The sequence below is a fragment of the Nonlabens sp. Hel1_33_55 genome, from assembly GCF_900101765.1.
GTDB lineage: Bacteria > Bacteroidota > Bacteroidia > Flavobacteriales > Flavobacteriaceae > Nonlabens.
The window spans coordinates 662057-682430 of the sequence record NZ_LT627735.1; the positions used below are offsets into that span (position 1 = coordinate 662057).

At 39.6% G+C, this 20374-nt stretch carries 18 protein-coding genes; 2 read left to right on the forward strand and 16 right to left on the reverse strand.

The features are described 5' to 3' along the window. The 16 genes from BLO34_RS02900 to BLO34_RS02975 all read right to left on the reverse strand — a co-directional run bounded on the left by BLO34_RS02900 (position 1) and on the right by BLO34_RS02975 (position 17314). Positions 1-1170, reverse strand: coding sequence for a molybdopterin molybdotransferase MoeA (locus tag BLO34_RS02900; protein WP_090752438.1), 1170 nt, complete (start codon positions 1168-1170; stop codon positions 1-3). Next, positions 1170-2162, reverse strand: coding sequence for a GTP 3',8-cyclase MoaA (gene moaA / locus BLO34_RS02905; RefSeq protein WP_090752440.1), 993 nt, complete (start codon positions 2160-2162; stop codon positions 1170-1172). Before moaA ends, BLO34_RS02900 begins: the two co-directional genes overlap by 1 nt. Continuing rightward, entirely contained in the window at positions 2152-3051 is a 900-nt protein-coding gene (gene moaCB / locus BLO34_RS02910) for a bifunctional molybdenum cofactor biosynthesis protein MoaC/MoaB (RefSeq protein WP_090752441.1), read from the reverse strand. Before moaCB ends, moaA begins: the two co-directional genes overlap by 11 nt. Further along, positions 3052-3495, reverse strand: coding sequence for a molybdenum cofactor biosynthesis protein MoaE (locus BLO34_RS02915; protein ID WP_090752443.1), 444 nt, complete (start codon positions 3493-3495; stop codon positions 3052-3054). It lies immediately after the preceding gene. Continuing rightward, complete coding sequence (locus BLO34_RS02920) at positions 3485-4498, reverse strand: HesA/MoeB/ThiF family protein (RefSeq protein WP_090752444.1); 1014 nt, start codon at positions 4496-4498, stop codon at positions 3485-3487. The genes BLO34_RS02915 and BLO34_RS02920 overlap by 11 nt, the downstream gene beginning before the upstream one ends. After that, on the reverse strand, positions 4498-4734 hold the full coding sequence (locus BLO34_RS02925; protein WP_090752446.1) for a MoaD/ThiS family protein: 237 nt from the start codon (positions 4732-4734) through the stop codon (positions 4498-4500). Before BLO34_RS02925 ends, BLO34_RS02920 begins: the two co-directional genes overlap by 1 nt. Next, the gene (locus BLO34_RS02930; RefSeq protein WP_090752447.1) at positions 4731-5339 is read right to left on the reverse strand and encodes an NTP transferase domain-containing protein; all 609 of its coding nucleotides are present in this window, start codon (positions 5337-5339) and stop codon (positions 4731-4733) included. The genes BLO34_RS02925 and BLO34_RS02930 overlap by 4 nt, the downstream gene beginning before the upstream one ends. Then, positions 5336-6490 (reverse strand): XdhC family protein, encoded by a 1155-nt coding sequence (locus BLO34_RS02935; protein ID WP_090752449.1) that lies wholly within the window; start codon positions 6488-6490, stop codon positions 5336-5338. The genes BLO34_RS02930 and BLO34_RS02935 overlap by 4 nt, the downstream gene beginning before the upstream one ends. Further along, positions 6487-7641: a cysteine desulfurase family protein gene (locus BLO34_RS02940; RefSeq protein WP_090752450.1), complete on the reverse strand. Its 1155-nt coding sequence runs from the start codon at positions 7639-7641 to the stop codon at positions 6487-6489. The genes BLO34_RS02935 and BLO34_RS02940 overlap by 4 nt, the downstream gene beginning before the upstream one ends. Before the next feature lie 168 nt (positions 7642-7809). Then, entirely contained in the window at positions 7810-9987 is a 2178-nt protein-coding gene (locus tag BLO34_RS02945) for a xanthine dehydrogenase family protein molybdopterin-binding subunit (protein ID WP_090752452.1), read from the reverse strand. Positions 9988-10016: 29 nt separating this feature from the next. After that, positions 10017-11003 carry an FAD binding domain-containing protein gene (locus BLO34_RS02950; protein ID WP_090752453.1) on the reverse strand — a complete coding sequence of 329 codons (987 nt, stop codon included), beginning with the start codon at positions 11001-11003 and terminating at the stop codon, positions 10017-10019. Between the two features lie 51 nt (positions 11004-11054). After that, a complete protein-coding gene (locus BLO34_RS02955) occupies positions 11055-11855 on the reverse strand; it encodes a 2Fe-2S iron-sulfur cluster-binding protein (RefSeq protein ID WP_090752455.1) in 801 nt (266 codons plus the stop codon). 357 nt (positions 11856-12212) lie between these two features. Next, positions 12213-14408 (reverse strand): PepSY domain-containing protein, encoded by a 2196-nt coding sequence (locus BLO34_RS02960; RefSeq protein WP_090752456.1) that lies wholly within the window; start codon positions 14406-14408, stop codon positions 12213-12215. 9 nt (positions 14409-14417) lie between these two features. Next, positions 14418-14903: a DUF2271 domain-containing protein gene (locus BLO34_RS02965; protein WP_172823947.1), complete on the reverse strand. Its 486-nt coding sequence runs from the start codon at positions 14901-14903 to the stop codon at positions 14418-14420. A 1-nt stretch (position 14904) separates the two neighbouring features. Beyond that, on the reverse strand, positions 14905-16404 hold the full coding sequence (locus tag BLO34_RS02970; RefSeq protein ID WP_090752459.1) for an ankyrin repeat domain-containing protein: 1500 nt from the start codon (positions 16402-16404) through the stop codon (positions 14905-14907). A 4-nt stretch (positions 16405-16408) separates the two neighbouring features. After that, positions 16409-17314, reverse strand: a complete 906-nt coding sequence (locus BLO34_RS02975; RefSeq protein ID WP_090752461.1) for a DUF6607 family protein — start codon at positions 17312-17314, stop codon at positions 16409-16411. A gap of 107 nt (positions 17315-17421) precedes the next feature. Here BLO34_RS02975 and BLO34_RS02980 point away from each other — a divergent pair, with 107 nt between their 5' ends. Continuing rightward, complete coding sequence (locus BLO34_RS02980) at positions 17422-19527, forward strand: TonB-dependent receptor plug domain-containing protein (RefSeq protein ID WP_090752462.1); 2106 nt, start codon at positions 17422-17424, stop codon at positions 19525-19527. Positions 19528-19554: 27 nt separating this feature from the next. Further along, the gene (locus tag BLO34_RS02985; RefSeq protein ID WP_090752464.1) at positions 19555-20172 is read left to right on the forward strand and encodes an HmuY family protein; all 618 of its coding nucleotides are present in this window, start codon (positions 19555-19557) and stop codon (positions 20170-20172) included. The last annotated feature ends 202 nt before the right edge of the window (positions 20173-20374 follow it).

The window sequence follows — 20374 nt, forward strand, 5'->3', positions numbered from 1 at the left end:
TCAGGACGTTATATAGCAAACAACCTCATTGCCTTTCTTTAAAGATATATCAGCATCGACAAAAGCAATAGCGTTGCCATGGGCCATGGATCTTAGCATGGAAGAACCTTGACCGTTTAGTATTTCAACTATACCGTTTTCTACGTTTGCTTTTAGAAAGGATGGCCGATCCGTTTTATTTTCGAAATCATTTTTTAATGGAAACTTATACTGTGGCAATCCAGATTTAGTCGAGCCACTAAGCTTGTATAGTAATGGCAGCACGTATAGATAAAAACAACTTAAGGAAGACGCCGGATTTCCAGGTAAAGCAAATACAAACTGGTTTGCTTTTCTACCGAAGTAGAGTGGTTTGCCGGGTTTCTGAAAAACTTTATAAAATTGTTCTTCAACTCCGTTTTCTTCTAAAGCTTGCTTCACAAAATCATAATCTCCAACGGATATTCCTCCAGAAAGAATCAACACATCAGAGTTATCCAAAGCCGATTTAATTCCTGATTTGATAGCTTCAAAGTCATCTTCAATTTGGATAGTTTGATCACAAAAAAATCCGAAACCTGTGCAAGCTGCCGCGAGCGCAAAACTGTTGGATTCAAAAATTTGACCACTTGATTTAGGATGGCCTGGAGCTACTAATTCGTTTCCAGTAGTAATGAGCTTGATGTTTGATTTTTTGATGACTGGAATGGAATTCATTCCTAAGCTTCCCAATAATCCAATGGTCGCAGGTGTTATATAGTGGCCTTTCTTAAAAACCAATTCACCCTTTTGTAATTCCGCTCCTTTAGGACGGATGCTTTGACCTTCTTTAGGTAATACTTCCAATAGAAGATTTGAACCTTCAACGCCTGTGTTTTCTTGCATCATTACAGCCACGGTTCCTTTAGGAACTGGCGCACCTGTAAATATGCGGACAGCTTGTCCATCTTTTAAATTGAAGCTAGTTGCATCGTCACCAGCCGCAACTTCACCAATAATGGTGTATTCTTGATGTATACCACACAGAGCATAACCATCCATCGCAGAATTGTCAAAGGAAGGCATATCAAAAGGAGCATAAATATCTTCGGATAGGGAATATCCCAAACAATTATCTAAGTCCTTAGATTCAAGCGAGTGTTTGACTTTTTGCTGCTGTATGATTTCAAGTGCTTGTTCTATAGTTACCATTAGCCACCTATTGAAATCATGGATCTATTCTGCTCGTAATGTTCAGCTTCCATTTTTACATCCATACCATCGCGGGAATGCTTTTTAGTCTTGATCGCGTTAATAATCAAATCATCCATAGCATCACGATTCCGAAGTGGAGTTAGTAGATCGGTTTCTGAGTTGGCAAACAGGCAGTTTTTCATCTTGCCATCAGCAGTGACTCTTATTCTATTACAATCATCGCAAAATGGGCTTGTAATCGTACTAACAATGGCAAAGCTCCCAACATGATTTAGCACTTTGAAATTGGAAGAAGTGCTATGCTTTGGATTTTTCAATTCTTCAATAATTCCAAATCCGTTTGAGATCGTATCTAGAATTTCGTTTTTGCTTACACCTTTGTCCCAGTCCCATTTGTTCCCTTTGAAGGGCATGAACTCGATAAATTTGATCGTCAAATTTTTATATCGAGTGAGTTCAATAAAATCATTAATCTCATTATCATTGACGCCTTTGATCAAAACGATATTCAATTTTACTTCCATATCCATTTCTAGCGCCGTTTCTAAGTTTTGCAAAATGCGCTGGAAGTAGTCACGTTTGGTAATAAAAATAGATTTTGCTTTATCGAGCGTATCAAGACTGATGTTTATTTTTTTGAGACCAATTTTTTGAAAAAGGTCCAGGTATTTGTCTAAGACAATACCATTAGTTGTCAGTTTCAAGGTCACGCCTAGCTTGGCCAATTCCTCAATTAAAAAACCGAAATTTTTCCGAACGAGTGGCTCGCCACCAGTTAATCGTATGGTGTCTACACCTAGATCTCTGAAAGTTGTAGCGAGATCTATAATTTCTTCAATCGTCATGATGTTGGATTTCTCCATCAACTCAATGCCTTCTTCTGGCATGCAATAAAAACAACGAAGATTGCACCTATCGGTCAACGATATTCTCAGGTAGGTGTGTGGCCTACCAAAATTATCTACAATCTGTGGTTTACTATCCGTCATGTCGTGTTCCTTCTATCACTTTAAATACATGCAATACATGTGGGAAAATAGCGTCCATACATTCCGCAACACCTTTTGATGATCCTGGTAATGCAAGTACTACTTTTCCGTCTTTCAATCCTGCTACAGATCTAGAGAGCATGGCATACGGCATACGTTCTTGACCGTAACTTCTCATTTGTTCTTCAACGCCCTTTAGTTTAATATCAAGCAGCGGTTCAATAGTTTCTGGTGTAACGTCTCTTGGTCCAACCCCAGTACCACCTGTAAAAATCACCAATTCAGTGGTTGCAGTATTCAATGCTTCTTTGATTTTCTCAGAGTCATCAGCAATGATGGTTATATTTGACTCAATGCCTAACTCTTTCAATCTTGAGGCAATGATCTTTCCTGATTTGTCTTCTGCTATTCCTTTGGAGATAGAATCTGAACAAACCACCACTTCTGCGGTCAGTCCTGAAGCGTCAATTTTATAAGAGGATTTTCCTCCTTTTTTCTGTTGTAATTTGATAGTGCCTATTTCCACATTCTTATCGATGGGTTTCAGCATATCATAAAATGTCAAAGCCACAATGCTGGCGCCGTGCATAGCTTCTACTTCAACACCTGTTTTGTAAATGGTTTTTACGGTTACGGCAATCTCGATCTCGAGTCCCTCAATTTTATAGGCAATGCCTGTATATTCTATAGGCAGTGGATGACAATCTGGTAAAAGCTCTGGAGTTTTTTTAACTCCTAGCAGTCCAGCTGCTTTTGCCATTTCAAAAACATTTCCTTTTGGAACTTTGTTTTCCTGTAAAGCGGTGATGGTATCTTGATTAGAAGTGCGCACTATAGCTATAGCGGTCGCTTCTCTCAATGTATTTATTTTATGGGTAATATCTACCATCTATGTATTGACTTTCCATTGGTGAGTTTCATCTTCAAAAATCTCTTTTCCGAAAACTGGCACTTTTGATTTAATCTCTTCGACAAAATAATTGCAAGCTTCAATTGCTATTTTTCGGTGCGCAGAAGAAGTAAAGACGAATAGGCAAATTTCGCCTTTTTTAACCGTTCCAAGACTGTGATAAATATGGGCACATGTAATATTAAATTTCGCGAAAGCGGACTCTCTAATCTCATGAAACTTATTTTCTGCCATATCCTCATAGGCCGTATATTCAATCGCACTAACAGTCTTTCCGTCAATTTGATCTGCCCTAATCTGACCCAAGAAAATGCTGTGTGCACCTATGTTGGTTTTTGATTGATGGTTGGCAATAGAGGTTGCGATTTTCTCTGGAGAGATCGCGCCCTGTACCAACGCCTTTTTAGGTTTTTTATGTTCCATGAATAATTGTTTCTATGCCGCCATTAACGTTGTGTAGATTTTTGAATCCGTATTCAGTCTGCAATAATTCTATCGCCATGCTACTACGTTTGCCTGTTTTACAGAAAACGAAAACATCCGTTTCTCTAGGGATTTCCCCATGTTTTGCGTGTAAATGATTTAAGGGAATATAAATGATACTATTGGACTCGATTCTAGGCTGCTCCATCTGTTCTCGAACATCTAGATAAACTCTTTCCTCATCTTTAAGCCGACAATTGATCTGCACAGGAATGATGCCGTTCTCCAGGATTTGGTCGATTTGATCTTGTTTTTTGGTAATATTTATGCTTTGTTGCGTGCCATTCAGGAAATTGAAGATCCTCAATCTATCTGAACAAACGGCGTCACTATTCAATATAATTTTCAATGCTTCCATAGCTTGGTACAGCCCTAATAAGCCCGGAACTGGTCCTAAAACCCCAGTAGTTTCACAACTTATATTTTCTGTTGTCGCTTTCGCGAAAACGCATCTATAACTAGCTCCACCTTTAAAATTAAACACACTTAATTGTCCTTCATTTTTGAAAACAGAACCATAGACCCATGGTTTTCCAGATAAAATAGCGGCATCATTGATTAGGTATTTAGTTTCAAAATTGTCAGAACCGTCGATCACCATATCATATCCCGAAAAAATAGATACTGCATTTTTATCATCTAGTGCTTCATTGATAGCGATGATGTTCACTTCTGAATTCATTTCAATGAGACGCTCTTTTGCAACTATTGCTTTAGGTTTCCCCAAATCTGATTCACGGTAAAGCACCTGCCTGTGTAAATTGGTTATGGAGACAAGATCGTGATCCATCATTCCAATAGTTCCAACTCCTGCACCCACCAAATACTGAGCAGCAGGACAACCCAATCCACCAACTCCTATAATAAGAACCTTGGCGTCAGCAATTTTTTGCTGTCCTTCAACACCAACGGTGTCCAATTGTATTTGACGGTTATAGCGCATCAGCCTCCAGCAAAAGGTGGTAAAAAAGCTACTTCATCGTCTTCCTTTAATTGCGAAGTAACATTGAGATCCTGATTTACTGCTATTTGAACAGTTCCTGGATCTTTAATATTATATAGATTTACGATCTGTGCTTTCAATTCGGCGACCGTATTGCCATCGGTAAATGAAAACTTTTCCTCAGACTTACCTGCAGACTCTGCAATCATACCGAAGTATTTCAAATTCAATTTCATTCTTGTTCCATTTTATGCAGTCGTTCAACATCTTCTGGAGTATCCACGTCAAAAATTCCTTTTTCAAAAGGTATTGTTTGATAATCAAAAGCCTTATCGCTTAATAGTTTTTTAGCACCTTGATCACCTTCTAGTTTCATTAATTCAGGGACAAGCGATACAGAAAAAATAGCTGGAACACCAATTATGCCATCGTATTCTGAAAAAGTTGCTGGTGACTGCTTATCTAATTGGACTTCAATGAGTCGATTTATTTCTGTTTTTCCAACAAACGGTTGGTCTGATAGCAAGACGACAATCTGACTCAAGGATTGATCTAGATCTAGAGCTTGTTCTAACCCTAGTTTGAGACTACTAGCCATACCATTTGACCATTCCTTATTCTCAATAATTTCAAATGCTGATGCTTTGATTGAAGTTTTGATTTTCTCATAATTGGCTCCCAAAACCAAAATATTTACATCAAAGTCAATAGCACTAGTTAGATCGATTACTCGTTGCAATAGCGTACTTCCCTTAAATTCTACGAGCTGTTTTGCGTGACCTAAACGGCTGGAAGATCCTGCAGCGAGTATGACGACTCCTATTTTGATTCCGTTGATCATGATGCTGTAGTTTTGAAATTTGAGTCTATGCGTTCGTGAATGGGCTGCTTTTTATTTTTCAAAGGCTGCGCACTGGATTTCGTAATGACTGCTTGTATTTCAGCAAGTATGGATAGACCTATTTCTGCCGGAGTCTCTGCGGCCAAATCCAATCCAACTGGCGCATGTATTTTGTGTAATAATTTTTGAGTGATCTCAAAACCTTGGGATTCCAGATCATCCTGCATTTTTTGCCATTTTTTCAACGGTCCTAGAATGCCTATGTACGGAATCTCAATTTGCGGAATCAGTAACTTCAAAACTTCCAGATCGTAATGATAATTGTGACTCATCAACACAACACAGGTTCGTGAATCTATTTCAATATGATTGAGTGTTAGCTCTGGTTTACTCACTATTATTTGACAAGAGCTTGTAAATCGGTCCGTATTTGCGTGCGTGGTTCGTCCATCTGTAACGATCACTTTCCAGCCAAGTAAATCTGCCTGCTGCGCTAAAATTTGAGCATCGTTACCAGCGCCTACAATGACTAATTTGACCGCAGGTAAATAATATTGTAAAAACAAATGGTGATTCGCGTGTTTAAAAAAGATCTCACTAAACGTATTGTGCGCTTTTTGAAATGTGCTTTTCAATTCTGAACTAATTGTATTCAATAATTCAAAATTCTCATTTTGGTTTAATGCATCAAGATTGTCGTTTACTACAACGATAGTTCCTAATTGTGTCAACGTTGCATCTAGATTGAAGAGAACACCAATCGCTGTAGGCTCGCGTTGATCCATTGTTTTACTCAGTATTTCACAAGCATTTTGATCATCATCATAATTTAGTGGTTCGAATAAAACCCGAATAATCCCATTGCATCCTAATTGCGCACCTATCACCACATCGTCCTCATCGCTAGTATCGTATGTGATTAGTTTGTTTTTGTTTTGATGCAAGGCTAGAAGCGCTTTTTTTAGAGCATCACCTTCTAAACAGCCGCCGCTTATCGCGCCAGTTATATTTCCATATTCATCAATCAGCATGCGAGCGCCAGATCTGCGATATGATGACCCGTCTACATGAACCACAGTAGCAAGAACAGAGGTTGTACCTTCCTTCTTAAGCTGCTCGTAACGTTCTACAATAACATCTAGCTCTCTCATAATTCCGCGAATTGTAGTGCATTCACGGCACTTTTAATTTCTGCAACTGCAAGATGAATATCTTGTTCTGTCGTGGGATGTCCTATGCTTATTCTAAGAGTGGCCATCGCCAGATCTTTTTCCAATCCCATTGCACTCAACACATGAGATGGTTCCATAACCACAGATGTACAAGCAGATCCGCGAGAGACTGCGATGTTTTTTAATCTCCTAATGAGTTTGTTACCGTCTGTATTTTTGAATGAGATGCTGGTAGTGTTTGGTAATCTGGATTCGTTTTGGCAATTGATAATTGCGCCAGGAATATCTTGAAGTTCACCTTCTAACTGATCTCGTAATGATGATAAGGAGCGTGACTCTTTTTCCGCTTTCGCGAAAGAAATATCGGCTGCTTTTCCAAAACCAACTATTGCAGGTATATTCAAAGTACCCGGCCGCATGCCTTTTTCCTGACCGCCACCATAAAAACTAGGGTCGATGGAAATTTGATTGTTCTTATTGAGAAATAGCGCTCCTGCACCTTTAGGGCCATACATTTTATGTGCAGAAAAGAAAGCGATATCAATATCCAAATCGTGAATATCAACATTCACTTTACCAACGGCTTGCGTTATATCGCACATTAAAACAGCGTAGCTTTTACGAACCACTTTGGCGATTTCTTTAATAGGATGTATCAGTCCAGTCTCGTTATTGGCCAGCATCAGACAGACTAAAACAGTCTGTTCTTTAATCGCATTTTCTAGATCTGAGACATTGATATTTCCTTTGTAATCCACATCGAGGTACGTGACATCAAAGCCATTTTGCTCTAATTGATTTATTGGGTCAAGAACCGCTTTGTGTTCTGTTTTACAAGTGATGATGTGGTTTCTCTTATGCTTTTGTGCCTTGCAATATCCTTGCAAAGCCATATTTGCAGCCTCTGTAGCACCTGATGTGAAAATTATTTCAGAAGGTTTTGCACCTATTAGTTTGGAAACTTGCTTTCTAGCCAAATCCACCGCTTCCTGAGCTTCCCAACCATAAACATGATCGCTCCCAGAATTCCCAAAGTTTTCTGTGAAATATGGAATCATAGCATCGACCACGCGTTGATCGACGGGTGTAGTTGCATTATAATCCAAATAAACTTTTGGCGTGTTTACCATCAAAAATTAGATAAATCCCAGAAACAACCTTGAGAGTTTGAAGGTTGTATCACTGTATTTTATGTAGTTCGCTTTCGCGAAAGCGAGATTATTATTGAACTAAATCCTTATAAAAAGCTTTCATTCTGTAAAATGACTGCTCAGCAATTTAGCGTATAAACTTCACGATTAAGCCATGACTCCGGGCTCCAAACCAGCTTCAATCAGCTTTTCAGGAGTGATGGGCAGCTCGCGCATTCTCTTACCTGTGGCATTGAAAATCGCGTTGGATATGGAAGCTGCAACGCTCGTGATTCCCAATTCGCCAATTCCCTTAATCCCCATTTTATTAGCGATTTTGTCTTCTTCAGGAAGGAAAACCACTTCAATATTTGCCATATCCAAATTGACCGGAACGTGGTAGTCTGCAAAGGAACGAGTTATGAAATTCCCGAAATTAGGTTCCACCTTAGTCTGCTCTGCAATCACCATTCCCGCGCCCATGGTAAGGCCGCCAATGATTTGACCATAAGCAGTCTTAGGGTTCAAAACCTTACCTGCAGATGCGACATTTACCATGCGCTTGATGCGGTACATGCCAGTATCTTTATCAACCCAAACCTCTGAAAAGTTGGCTCCGAACGAGAAAACAGAATGCTTTTTAAATTCTGCAGACGGCTCTGCCATTCCTTCAGATTCAAACGTTTTGAGCTTGTTCATTTTCATGAGTTTTGCTACAGAAATCTCTTTATCTCCGGCAACGTTTCTGTTATTTTTCAATTTGGCTATCGCATTTTCACACGCAGATCGAACACCATTTGAAAATGATGCCGCGCCCCAAGATCCACCAGAACCTGGAGTTACTGGGAAATCAGAATCACCTAATTCTACCGTTATTTGATTCACGGGAATATCTAAATATTCTGAAGCTGTTTGAGCAATGATGGTATAACTACCAGTTCCAATATCAGTAGCATCCATTTGGACTTTGGCCATTACCTTGCCGTCTTCTAACGTCAAAATTACTTTAGCATACGTTTTTTGATATGGTGAATTCCTAGATGCAGCGCTCACGCCGTATCCGATCAGCCAATTTCCTTTTTGGTTGGTTCCAGGCTGATCCTTACGATCTTTCCAACCAAACTTATCGGCTCCTATGCGCAAGCATTCAACCAACAATCTACTGGAAAACGGTTGGTTTTTATGTAGGTCCTGTTGTGTGTCATTCTTGATACGAAACTCCAATGGATCCATTTTAAGTTTCCAGGCCATTTCATCCATCGCAGATTCTAATGCAAAACTACCAGTCGCTTCACCAGGCGCACGCATGGCAAATGGCGTTTGTAAATTCATGGGAATTAATCTGTCTTTCACGGTTGCATTGGCAACATTGTATAACATTTTAGAAACCATACCACACGGCTCCTGAAACTCCTGATTTGTTGAAGTATGAGATAAAGTCTCGTGAGAAAGCGCCGTTAAGGTTCCATCTTTTTTGGCGCCAATTTTCATTTTTTGCTCGTTGAGCTGTCGCATTCCTGTGTTGGTGAACATTTGCGTACGAGTCACTGTAACCTGTACGGGTCTATTGATCATTTTTGAAGCCATGGTGGCCATAATGACGTGACGTTCCAAATTAAGTTTTGACCCAAAACCACCACCTACAAATGCTGAAACTACACGTACATCTTTAGTTGGTATCTGGAATGTAGCAGATATTGCGATGGTCGCATCTTCCACAATTTGCTGACTAGCGTAAGCGGTCACTTTCCCGTTTTCCCAGCTCACTATTGCTGCGTGAAGTTCCATAGGATGATGATGCTCAATAGGAGTGATGTAGGTTTGTTCTACAACTTCATCTGCCTCTGCTATTCCTTGATCAAGATTACCTCTGGAGTAATCTGATTTTTCGTTTGGTTTATAAGCTTTTGATCTTGATTTATCAAAATCAATTACTGCACTAGGATCTGCTTCATATTCAAATTTCACCAATCTTGCAGCATATTGAGCTTGTTCAAAAGTTTCTGCTACTACAAAGCCTACATACTCGCCATAATAGTGAACCTGGTTGCTTTGTAAAACAGGTGCGATCGTATCTGTTGCAATGGAAACCATTTCCTCGTCAAAGGTTTTGAGTTTCTCAGCATTTTTGTACGTGATTACCTTTAATACACCTTCTTGTTTTTCTGCCTCGCTGGTATCGATGGATGTTATCGTTCCCTTTGCGATCGTGCTGTTGATGCCTTGACCGTAAACTTTATTTTTGATAGGATATTCAGAGGCATATTTTGCCTTACCCATAACTTTTAAATGACCTTCAACCCGATCAATAGCATTTCCAATTCCAGTTTTATTTGATTTCTTCATTTTGATGTTTTATTAGTTGAAATTGGTTTCTATGCTTCTCTTTCAAAAGCTTGGGTCAACGCTCTAACTACAGCATTCTTTCCCATTTCTACTTTATACTTATTGGCTTCAAAAGGCTTGGCATCTTTCAATGCTAGTTCTGCAGCTTGTTTAAAATTAGCTTCGGTAGGTTGCTTTCCTGCGAGAAAATCTTCTGCCTCTGTCAATTTCCATGGTTTGTGTGCCACGCCGCCCATAGCTAGACCTGCTTTTTTGATGCTTCCATTTTCCATTTGTAAACCTGCCGCAACTGATATCAATGCAAAAGCATAGCTTGATCGCTCGCGAATTTTCAAATAGTAGTAGTGATCTGAGAAAATGGGTTTATCTAAATGAATAGCTGTAATAAGTTCTCCAGGTTCAAGATTGTTATCCTTTTCTGGTTGATCTCCTGGCAAGCGATGGAAGTCTGTAAAGTCAATCATTCTTGAAGAACCATCAGTTTTTTCAACTTCTATGGTGGCACCTATTGCTGCCAGCGCAATGTTCATATCTGATGGGTTAGTTGCGATACAACTATCACTGTAGCCAAAAATGGCATGTCCTGAATTGGATCCGTTTAAAGCGCCGCAACCAGAACCAGGTTCTCTCTTATTACAAGGCATGGAAGTCTCAAAGAAATAGGGACAACGCGTGCGTTGTAATAAGTTACCACCATTGCTTGCCATATTCCTTATCTGTGCCGTAGCGGCAGATAACATTGTCATGGATAGTAATGGGTATTTAGATCTTACTTCTTTATGGTTTGCTGTCTCAGAATTGCTAAGCATCGCGCCTATCGTTAAGCCACCTTTATCATTTGAACTAACGCTTTTATAATTCAAGTCATTTACGTGAATGATCTGGTCAGGTCGCTCAACATCTTCCTTCATGAGGTCAACGAGATTCGTTCCACCAGATAGGTAATGAGACGTATTAGTGAATGCGCTTAGCGCTTGTTCCTTGCTTTGTGCGTCGGTATATTTAAATGGTCTCATTGAATTTCAGTTTTATTAAAAGAGTCAAGGCTGTTAGTTAATATCGTAGGTCTAAGCATTTTTAGCCTTTTTCATCTGTGCTTCAGTAGCAAATTCCCAAGTGGGCATCACGTCATCGCCAGAGTGTACTTCTTTGACCGCCTGTACAATATTGTTGTAGGCACCGCATCGACAAATGTTACCAGACATACGTTCTCTGATCTCTTCTTCAGATAAGGTGAGATTACTTTTCACATTTTTAAAATCTTCTGTAACATAACTCGCATCGCCATTTTTAGCTTCTTCCAACAATGCTACTGAAGAGCAAATTTGTCCTGGTGTACAATAACCACATTGAAAACCATCATGTTTCAGGAAAGCCTTTTGCATAGGGTGCATTTCACCGTTTGTGGCTAGTCCTTCTACCGTCGTTATTTCTTTTCCTTCACAAGTTGCTGCAAGTGTCAAACAGGAAAGGTTACGTTTACCATCAATTATTACAGTACATGCTCCACATTGTCCGTGATCACAACCTTTTTTGGTTCCCGTGAGCGCAAGACGTTCTCTTAAGGCGTCTAGTAGACTCATTCTTGAATCAATCGTCAACGGTTTTACCGTTTTATTTACTCTAAGATTTACTTTGACTTCGTTGAGTAGTGCCATAACATTATTGGGTAAATCAGATACAGTTCTTGCAAATAATTCGTTTGTAAAAATGGAAGCTGCATACATACCTATCCCAGCAACAGATACCTGTTTCAAGAATTTTCTGCGGGAACTGCCATTGAGACCCATAGCATTTAAGATGATATTTTCATCGTCGCTAAGCTGATCAGAATTGGAATTTTGATTGGATTTATCGGTCTCTTTCATAAAAATGGGATTTGTGTACAACGGCCTACAACGAAAATAGGCGTTTGTTTCTCGGCAAATATTAACGGAATGCTAATTAGGATTTGCAAGGATTCATGAACCTTATGTAAGATTTGAATCACATCAGGCAAGATTTGCGAGGTAATGAGATTTTGATTCTCATTAAGGAAGGAAGAATGTTATCGATTTCGTGAAAGCGAAATACTAACCACATTGAAAACCAAATAGGTGATGTCTAATCTGATCTTCAGTCAGGAACTGTGACAGAAAGTGCATTTAAAACTAAATTGTATTTCTAAAACAATCTAACAAATAGATGGATGCAATTTGACTAGATTGCAACCTTGAATCCTAGTTCTAATAGCAATCCATCTTAAGTTGTCCGTTGTGCTGAAGATCATCCAAGCCAATGGTTGTATTGTTTTTCAAGAGATTTTCTAGAAGATCGAGAATGTCGTGTTGCATGGCCAGTGAGCCGCAGATCATGATGATTCCACGTTCTTGTATGGTTTGAAGGACAAGGTCACTATGATGTGAAACCAGTTCTTGAATGTACTGTTCATTTTCTTCTCTAGAATAGCTTTTGTAGATCTTGAGGTTTGTATTTTTTTGACATGCTTGATTTAAAGTACTGTCGTAGATGTTAGAGGACGCTCTGGTCTTGCCACCCCAAAATAAATGGATATCTGTGTTTTGATGAGAGTTCAACATTCCTAAAAAGGGAGCGATGCCTGTTCCATTTGCAATCAAAATGGCTGACTTGGTTTTCTTCGGAAAATGAAAATGCGGATTTAAATCAATCGCTGCTTTGATGCTGGTGCCCGTTTCAAGCTCATATAAATAATTGGAACCAAGGCCGTGCTCGTGCTTTTTCACGCTTAATAATAGCTCATTATTTATCCTAGCGATAGAATATTGACGTACTACCTCAGTTTGTGGTGGGAAAATAGATAACAAATCACCAGAGGTGAATTGCTGTTTGCTTTTAGGTTTTAGTTTGATAAGGAAGGTGTCATCCACATTCAACCCGGTGCGATCTGTGACCTCAAATGAAATAAGTTTTTGCTTTTCCTTTTTAGATGTAGGAATGGTGACTTTAATAGGCAGTTTAATTATTGTACTAAATTGATCGACCCAATTTTGAAAATCTGCAGCACTGGCATTGTTAATTTTTTGCAGTGGCATTAGTGGTTGGAAATTTGGGTTTGACTGCAGGAGTGCATCAGTTTGAATGGCAAACTTGCAATACGCTGGATATTCCAGTGACCCAAAACCTACCACGGAATACTTGATTTTATTTGGCTGATGAACCGTCAGGAAACGTTCAACAAATTTGCGGGCATTGGTTGGTGGCTCGCCATCGCCGTAGGTTGCGGTAAAGATGATAATGTGTTCCGCTTTCGCGAAAGCGGTATAATTATTCATCTCAGTCAAATACACCTTCTTTCCTGCGGCAGTCAGACCATTGTAAAAACGGGTAGCGAAATCGTAAGTGGTTCCAGTCTCAGAACCGACTAGAATTATAAATTCACTATCGTCTTTATCTGGCATTTTTGAACTCAATGATGTTTTGCTGCGACGCTTTATAAACATTGCGATACCAGAATAGATGAAAAACAAAATAGATGCGCTGGCGAGTAATAAAATCACTGACCACCATACATTTCCCTCGCCAGTATGTAACGACCAACTCCACTGGGAAGCTAGCTGCACAAAAGGATAGCTCGCACTACTAAGGATCTGTCCAGTTTGCTGGTTGACTCTTAATTCTTTTTCTTGAAATGCAATCTCATAATACTCTTCTGGATCATCAGAAAATGGGAATTCAACCCTGCGAACCTGATTCAGTGTCGTTTCCTTGAAAAACGGAATCTCATTTATCGATGAGTAAATCTTTAATGAATTTAAATCTTTTACCTCTTGATGAGTTACCTGTGAATCTGGAAGTAAATCGAACTTTTCGGCAGAGAGATAGACTCCGGTGAGCGCAAGAATTACAATGGGAATAAAGAACCATCTACTTAAAATGACGTGATATCGCAATTCAAAATAATCCTTTTGAACCTTTGAAAACAAGCGTTTAAAACCACCTTGTCGTTGCGCCAAAAGCAGTAAACCAGTCACGGCAATCAAGAATAGCAATAGCGAAATCAAGCCTACAAAAAACCGCCCGATGCTCTTCAAGAACAGCGAACGGTGCAGGTTTGTGGCAAAACTATAAATTGCGGGACGTTCTTGAACCTCACCTAATTGATCTCCAGACGCAGCATCGATATAAATATCAAGCGTTTCCATCTCTACAGTAAGTACAGAAGCCTTAACAAAACCAGACGATTCTACTTCCATGGAGAACACCTCGTCGTAGTTGGACCTCAATCCTGTGATAGCAGTTGCTAGCGAAACCTCACTTAGATTTTGAACAGCATATCCCTGCGCTTGATGCGAGATAGGCTCGACCGCGAGAATCACACCGGTAATGGATGCAACAAGCAGAAATATGGAAGAGGCAAGTGCAAGTACTAAATGACTAAGCCGCCAGATGGAAATTGTCATAGGGAATCCTTACTGTGGTAACATTCTCACGTACCTGATAAAACCTTTACCATCTTTTTTAGCTTTTAGGTTTTCAGTAGTGAGTTCAAATTGGATGTCGTCTTTATAATATTTCTGATCCTCAACTGATGTTTCAAAACGTAGGCTGTATCCCTTGTTTATTTTATCCTCTGGAATCTGCAATACGGTAACCGTACGCTCGCCACCGCTAATAGTCTCACCAGAAATCGCATCGATGTTTGGTCGGTATTTACCATAGAATTTCCACCATGCAGGTATCTCGCTGTACCATTCACTGTCCTTGCCCTGTACATAAAGCGTTTCTTCATATTCTCCAGATGGATCAAGCAAAGAAACCACAACGTAGGCACCTTCTCCAGTGTAATTAGTCATTTGGATCAAGCATTTTACAGCTTTGGTGTTGTCTTTAGTAAATGAGGTAAGTAGCAATGCTACAAAGGCAATGGCAGGAAGAAGTTTAAATATTTTTTTCATATTAATTTAAAAAGTTGAGTGTAGTGTTTTGTTGTTGTAAGAGTTCGTTTTCTTTAGCTAGGTCTTGAACCGTTTCATCAAAATCGGTTTTGATTTTTGTACTTGCACCTTGCGCAATGAGGTATTTCATCATTTGATCGTCTTGTGCTTTCATGGCTGCTATGTGCAATGCCGTCAGGCCTTCATCGTTTTTCTGATTGATGTCAATTTCAAAAGCAGAAACGCGTTTCAATAGATCTAGATTATTCTCTTGGGCAGCCAGGTGAAGCAACGTATTACCTTCAGCCTGAGTTAGGTTCATTTTGACACCTTTATCTTGAAGTAGTTGGAGCTTGCTTTCAAAGGCTTCGGCATTTCTGTTGTTGTAAGAAGCTATTAAATAGTGAGCGATGGTGTTTCCCTTATCATCTTTCGCGAAAGCGTCACTATCATTAATCAGTAAAAATTCAACCACCTGTGAATTGTTGCGTTGGGTGGCAAGCATTAAAGCCGTTTGGCCAGACTTATTCTTCGCATTGAAGTCAATTACATCTTTTGAAAGTAGTTGGACTATTTCCAGTTCATTGCGGGAAGCGGCATTTAGAAATGGTGTGTTGCCATCACGATCTTTCTGATTGACGTTAGCACCAGCGTCAAGAAACAGTTTAAAAATCGCAGAATCTGTCGTATTGTAAGCAAGACTATGCAATGGTGTATAGCCGTCTGTGGTTACAATGTTGGGTTCTAATCCTAGACCCTGTAAAAACTCATATACCTCCAACGGATTGCTGTAACCTCGAGCACCTTGTGCGGCATATAGAAACGCATTGCCACTTTGATCATTGAGGGACTTGTAATCAGCACCTCTCTCAACTAATACGTTGAGAAACTCGATACTTCCCTTTTTTGAGGCGTAGGCAAAAATCCCATTACCAACGTTGTCCTTACTACCGAGTTCAAAACCTTTATTTAAAAAGAAATCCAATTCCTTTTCAGATTTCAAGTTAGGTGCTGCGAGTAATAGGAGGTTGGCACCATATTCGGTTTTCTGTTCAGTAAGGTTGACGCCGTTATTTTCAAAAGCGTTGAATAGGGCTTCATCATCTTGTCCAGCATTTACAGCAAATTCCAGCGGTGTATAACCATGACTGTCCTGTGCCGTTACAGATGCACCTAGGTCAAGTAAGTGATTAACTATGTCTACAGTACCAGCATAAGCAGCCCAATGCAAGTAAATGCGGCTGTCGTGAGTTTTCTTATCTACCGGATTACCTTCTAGCGAGAGAAGGTATTTAACGACATCATTATTAGTATTAGCAAGAATCGCATAGATCGTGGCATCAAAAGCGTTGCTATTAAGCGCCTGAGCATCGTTACCATCTGCAATCTTCTGTTTGACGGTTTCTAAATCAGGATTGCCCTTCCAGAAGTCGCGATCCATAAAAACATTGTTTTCTTGTGCGACCATGGCGCTACCTATAAATAGTATAGCCAGCATTGTTAATTTTTGTAGTGAATTCATTCTATTACTTTTTTACAAAGGATTCTATTACGGCGTCGATTGTAGCTTCTTCTTCAAAGCCTTCATCTTCTAGTAAAAATTTATACAAAGGTTTATTATCAACTCTCTCTTCAAGCACAAGGTTTTTGTCCCGGCTATATACTTCATCCCATTTAGAACGAACCAGAGACCATTTTTGATTGTTTTCCTTCCACCATTGTTGGGACGCTGCGCAACGAATGTCGTCCACTTTCACATAAGTGTTGTATCCTTTTTCTTTAGCTAATAGAACATCTTCCTTGCCAGACTCTCTTATTATTTTGGAATTATCCTGATCGTGCAACCAGCCATATTTCGTAATTTCTTGACGGTTACCACGCATTAATACATTGTAATCGCTACGTGTGGTATACTCACGTCTAGCGAGTGGCGCAGGCGTGGTATTTTCCCAATAGCTTTTACCATCAACGTGAACCCATGATGCAGATCCCTCATAACGAGGACTATCATCTACCTGGTAAACCTTTTGTGTCCACTGGCCTTTTACCTCATTTGCTGGTAGTTTTTCAAAGGTCCATTCGTTATCAGCATTATAAGTGTATAAATCTGTGTTTTCAAACAACCAGTCTTGTCGCCAGTGTTTAACGATCATTGGGTCAGCTGGATTTCCTACCTGTAATAAGTGCTGGATCTGTATCTCGTCAGCTTCATCAGTCACGAGTTGTGCCCATTCTAATGCTTTGTCTACTTTGGTTTTTGAAGGTTTATATAAAGAGTCTTGGCTGTAGTTAAATGTTTCGGCAAAATTGAAGGTTACTTCATAGCAGCCACACATGTCTTTGATGGCTTTTCTGTCTTGCTGTTTCTTAGAGGTTTGCGCCATCGAGGCGATAGAAATGAGTGTTATGATAATGTATAACGGTGTTTTCATTAGATAGTAGTTTATGTAATTTGATGGCAAATATAATTATTCTTATTAGTTCTAAATAAGAATAACCTATATATTTGCGCTTTATTAAGAATTAATCTAAATAATAAATGAAGAATTACTGCTTGTTATTGATTTTTGCTTTGTTCGCTTTCGCGAAAGCGATATCACAAGAAACACCTGTAGACACCACAGAAGTGAAGCAGCTTGAAGAAGTCATTTTAACAGCGACCCGCACGCAGCGCCAACTTTCTTCATTGCCCTTACCGGTTACGCTGATTTCAAAAAAGAAGATTCAACAATCTGGTTCCGTACGATTGAATGAGATTCTCAATGAACAAACAGGAATCGTTACGGTGGCAGATGAGAGCGGCTTTGAAGGTGTGCAAATCCAGGGAATGGCATCAGACTACATCATGATCTTAATTGATGGCGTGCCGCTGGTAGGCCGCAGTGCCGGGAATTTTGACTTGAGCAGATTGACCGTGGGAAATATTAAGCAAATTGAAGTTGTAAAAGGACCATCGAGTAGTCTCTATGGGTCTGAAGCGCTGGGCGGCGTTATTAATATTATTACTGAAAAACCAAGATCTCGAGAGCTTAATGGTAATGCGTCTTACCGCATAGGTAGTTTTATGCAGCAGGATATCAATCTGGACATCAAGCAGCGATCAAAAAAATTGCGCTATGCATTTTTTGCTAATCGGTTTTCTAGTGAGGGCTACGATCTCAATCCAGATGTCGATGGATCAACCGTGAATCCTTTTGAGAACTATACGGTTAATGGGCGTTTTTATTATGATTTTAATGATAGGTTGACACTATTCACATCTGCCAGGTTTTATGATCAGGTTCAGGATGCTGGGTTGATACAGAATGAGGTGCAATTTGAAGGAGATACCAAGGAGCAGGAATGGAATGGACACGCGAGGTTGGATCAAAAATGGAGTGATCAACTCAGTACAAGTTATGAGTTGTACTATACCAACTACAACGCCAGCGAGCAGATAGCAGATCCCATCGCAAACGATGTTTTGAGTGATAGCGACTTCGATCAGCGATTACTCCGGCCAGAGATTAGAGGTAGTTATAAGTTTGATTCCTCAAACTCAAAACATAGCGTGAATGCGGGAACGCTAACGGCTGGTATAGGTTTACAATATGATGAGCTAGACAGGACTTACTTTGATGAAACGGTACGTTTTAATTCCCAATACATTTATGCACAATATGATGTAAATCCTTTAGAGCGATTGAATATTATCGCTGGTGCTCGCTTTGATAACCACTCAGAATATAGCAATCAATTAAGCCCAAAACTCGCGGTACGCTATGAGCTGACAGATGATATCGCTGTGAAAGGATCTGTAGGATATGGCTTTAAGGCACCTGATTTTAGACAGCTTTATTTTGACTTTACAAACTCGGCCGTTGGATATACCGTTTTGGGATACAATGTGGCGCTGGATAAATTGCAGGAATTGCAGGATCAAGGACAGATTCTAGATGTGGTGGTTTCAGAAATGGATTTGGAGAACCCGTTAGAAGCAGAAAGTTCTGTGGGTTACAATTTAGGATTCACTTTCAAAAAGGATTCGTGGAACAGTGAGCTCAATTTTTTTAGAAATGACATCAGCAATTTGATCGATACGCGCATCATTGCCAGAAAAAACAATGGGCAGAATGTTTTTAGCTATGTCAATTTTGACGAAATCTTCACCACAGGATTTGAATTAAATGTAGGACGTCAAATCAGCAAAGCCATAAACGTGAGTGGCGGCTATCAATTGTTATATGCCTATGATAAAGAGAAGAGAGAAAACGTTAGTGACGGTAATGTTTTTGCACGCGATCCATCGACCAATCAGACCACTGCACTGGAGTCCACTGACTATTTTGGTCTTGTAAATAGATCCAGACATAATGCCAACTTTAAAGTCTTTTATGATATCGCTTCCGCGAAAGCGAACATCAACTTACGCCTTTTATATAGAAGTAAATATGCGCAGTTCGACACCAATGGAAACGGACTCATCGACACCTATGACACCAGTTTTATAGACGGTTATGTCACCACCAATGTTGCTGCGAGCAAAACTTTCTATGATCAATTAAATATTCAAATAGGAGCGAATAACCTACTTAATCACACTGATAACAACATTCCAACTTTACCGGGAATTCAGGGATACCTAAAACTTAACTATCAATTTTAAATTTTAATTACAATCAAAAAAACAACTATGAAAACATTACAAATTGCAACAATAGCCGCATTATTTATAGGATTTACATCTTGTAGCAGCGATGATGATTTAAACCAAGCAGTCGATTCAGTAGAATCTCAAATGGTAACCAATCTGGAAGCGCCGCAAACTGGTGGACAAGGCCAACCTGTAGGTGGAGCATTTACAAAATTTGACTTTGCGACCGGAATGCAAACTACTAGCGATACAGATTGGGATATCGCCTTTAGAGGCACCACCATCGCCATTAACGGCGGTACATCCACAGGAACAGCAGATGAACCTGTCAGAAATGGTAACGCAGGAGCTGCTATAGTTTCTGGTACTTTTGCAAGTGTGGAAACAGCGCAAGGCCTCTCTTTTTCACAAGATTCCGATAGCTCTTTTGCGATTCCCACAGGAAGCGATAATGGATGGTACAACTACAATCCACAACAGAATGTGGTAAGCGCGATTCCTGGAAAGATCTTAGTATTCAGAACAAGAAATGGAAACTACGCCAAAGTAGAAATCTTAAGCTACTACCTGGATCAAGATAGTTCCAATCCATCCAATGGACGTTTTTACACGTTTAATTATGTGTATAACCCAAATGATGGCGATAGCTCTTTTTAATATTAATAAAAATCAACAAAGGCTCTTTTAGTTTTCTAGAAGAGCCTTTTTTTATTTCAAACAGATTTTGATCAGGTGCCAGAATAATTGAAATGATATTATCAGTTGTTTAGAGGTGATTTTCCTTTATTTACTTCCCGAGGCAGAATATTCAATGTTTTGATATTGATGGAATGCAAGCTTCAAGGGTGTAGTGCATATA

What these genes read in the sequence shown, in the direction of transcription:
- BLO34_RS02945 (WP_090752452.1), bottom strand. Translation starts at nt 9,987, where the DNA reads ATGAAGAAATCAAATAAAACTGGAATTGGAAATGCTATTGATCGGGTT.
- BLO34_RS02930 (WP_090752447.1), bottom strand. Translation starts at nt 5,339, where the DNA reads ATGATCAACGGAATCAAAATAGGAGTCGTCATACTCGCTGCAGGATCT.
- BLO34_RS02900 (WP_090752438.1), bottom strand. Translation starts at nt 1,170, where the DNA reads ATGGTAACTATAGAACAAGCACTTGAAATCATACAGCAGCAAAAAGTC.
- BLO34_RS02960 (WP_090752456.1), bottom strand. Translation starts at nt 14,408, where the DNA reads ATGACAATTTCCATCTGGCGGCTTAGTCATTTAGTACTTGCACTTGCC.
- BLO34_RS02970 (WP_090752459.1), bottom strand. Translation starts at nt 16,404, where the DNA reads ATGAATTCACTACAAAAATTAACAATGCTGGCTATACTATTTATAGGT.
- BLO34_RS02950 (WP_090752453.1), bottom strand. Translation starts at nt 11,003, where the DNA reads ATGAGACCATTTAAATATACCGACGCACAAAGCAAGGAACAAGCGCTA.
- BLO34_RS02955 (WP_090752455.1), bottom strand. Translation starts at nt 11,855, where the DNA reads ATGAAAGAGACCGATAAATCCAATCAAAATTCCAATTCTGATCAGCTT.
- BLO34_RS02940 (WP_090752450.1), bottom strand. Translation starts at nt 7,641, where the DNA reads ATGGTAAACACGCCAAAAGTTTATTTGGATTATAATGCAACTACACCC.
- BLO34_RS02920 (WP_090752444.1), bottom strand. Translation starts at nt 4,498, where the DNA reads ATGCGCTATAACCGTCAAATACAATTGGACACCGTTGGTGTTGAAGGA.
- BLO34_RS02925 (WP_090752446.1), bottom strand. Translation starts at nt 4,734, where the DNA reads ATGAAATTGAATTTGAAATACTTCGGTATGATTGCAGAGTCTGCAGGT.
- BLO34_RS02980 (WP_090752462.1), top strand. Translation starts at nt 17,422, where the DNA reads ATGAAGAATTACTGCTTGTTATTGATTTTTGCTTTGTTCGCTTTCGCG.
- moaA (WP_090752440.1), bottom strand. Translation starts at nt 2,162, where the DNA reads ATGACGGATAGTAAACCACAGATTGTAGATAATTTTGGTAGGCCACAC.
- BLO34_RS02935 (WP_090752449.1), bottom strand. Translation starts at nt 6,490, where the DNA reads ATGAGAGAGCTAGATGTTATTGTAGAACGTTACGAGCAGCTTAAGAAG.
- BLO34_RS02965 (WP_172823947.1), bottom strand. Translation starts at nt 14,903, where the DNA reads ATGAAAAAAATATTTAAACTTCTTCCTGCCATTGCCTTTGTAGCATTG.
- BLO34_RS02975 (WP_090752461.1), bottom strand. Translation starts at nt 17,314, where the DNA reads ATGAAAACACCGTTATACATTATCATAACACTCATTTCTATCGCCTCG.
- moaCB (WP_090752441.1), bottom strand. Translation starts at nt 3,051, where the DNA reads ATGGTAGATATTACCCATAAAATAAATACATTGAGAGAAGCGACCGCT.
- BLO34_RS02985 (WP_090752464.1), top strand. Translation starts at nt 19,555, where the DNA reads ATGAAAACATTACAAATTGCAACAATAGCCGCATTATTTATAGGATTT.
- BLO34_RS02915 (WP_090752443.1), bottom strand. Translation starts at nt 3,495, where the DNA reads ATGGAACATAAAAAACCTAAAAAGGCGTTGGTACAGGGCGCGATCTCT.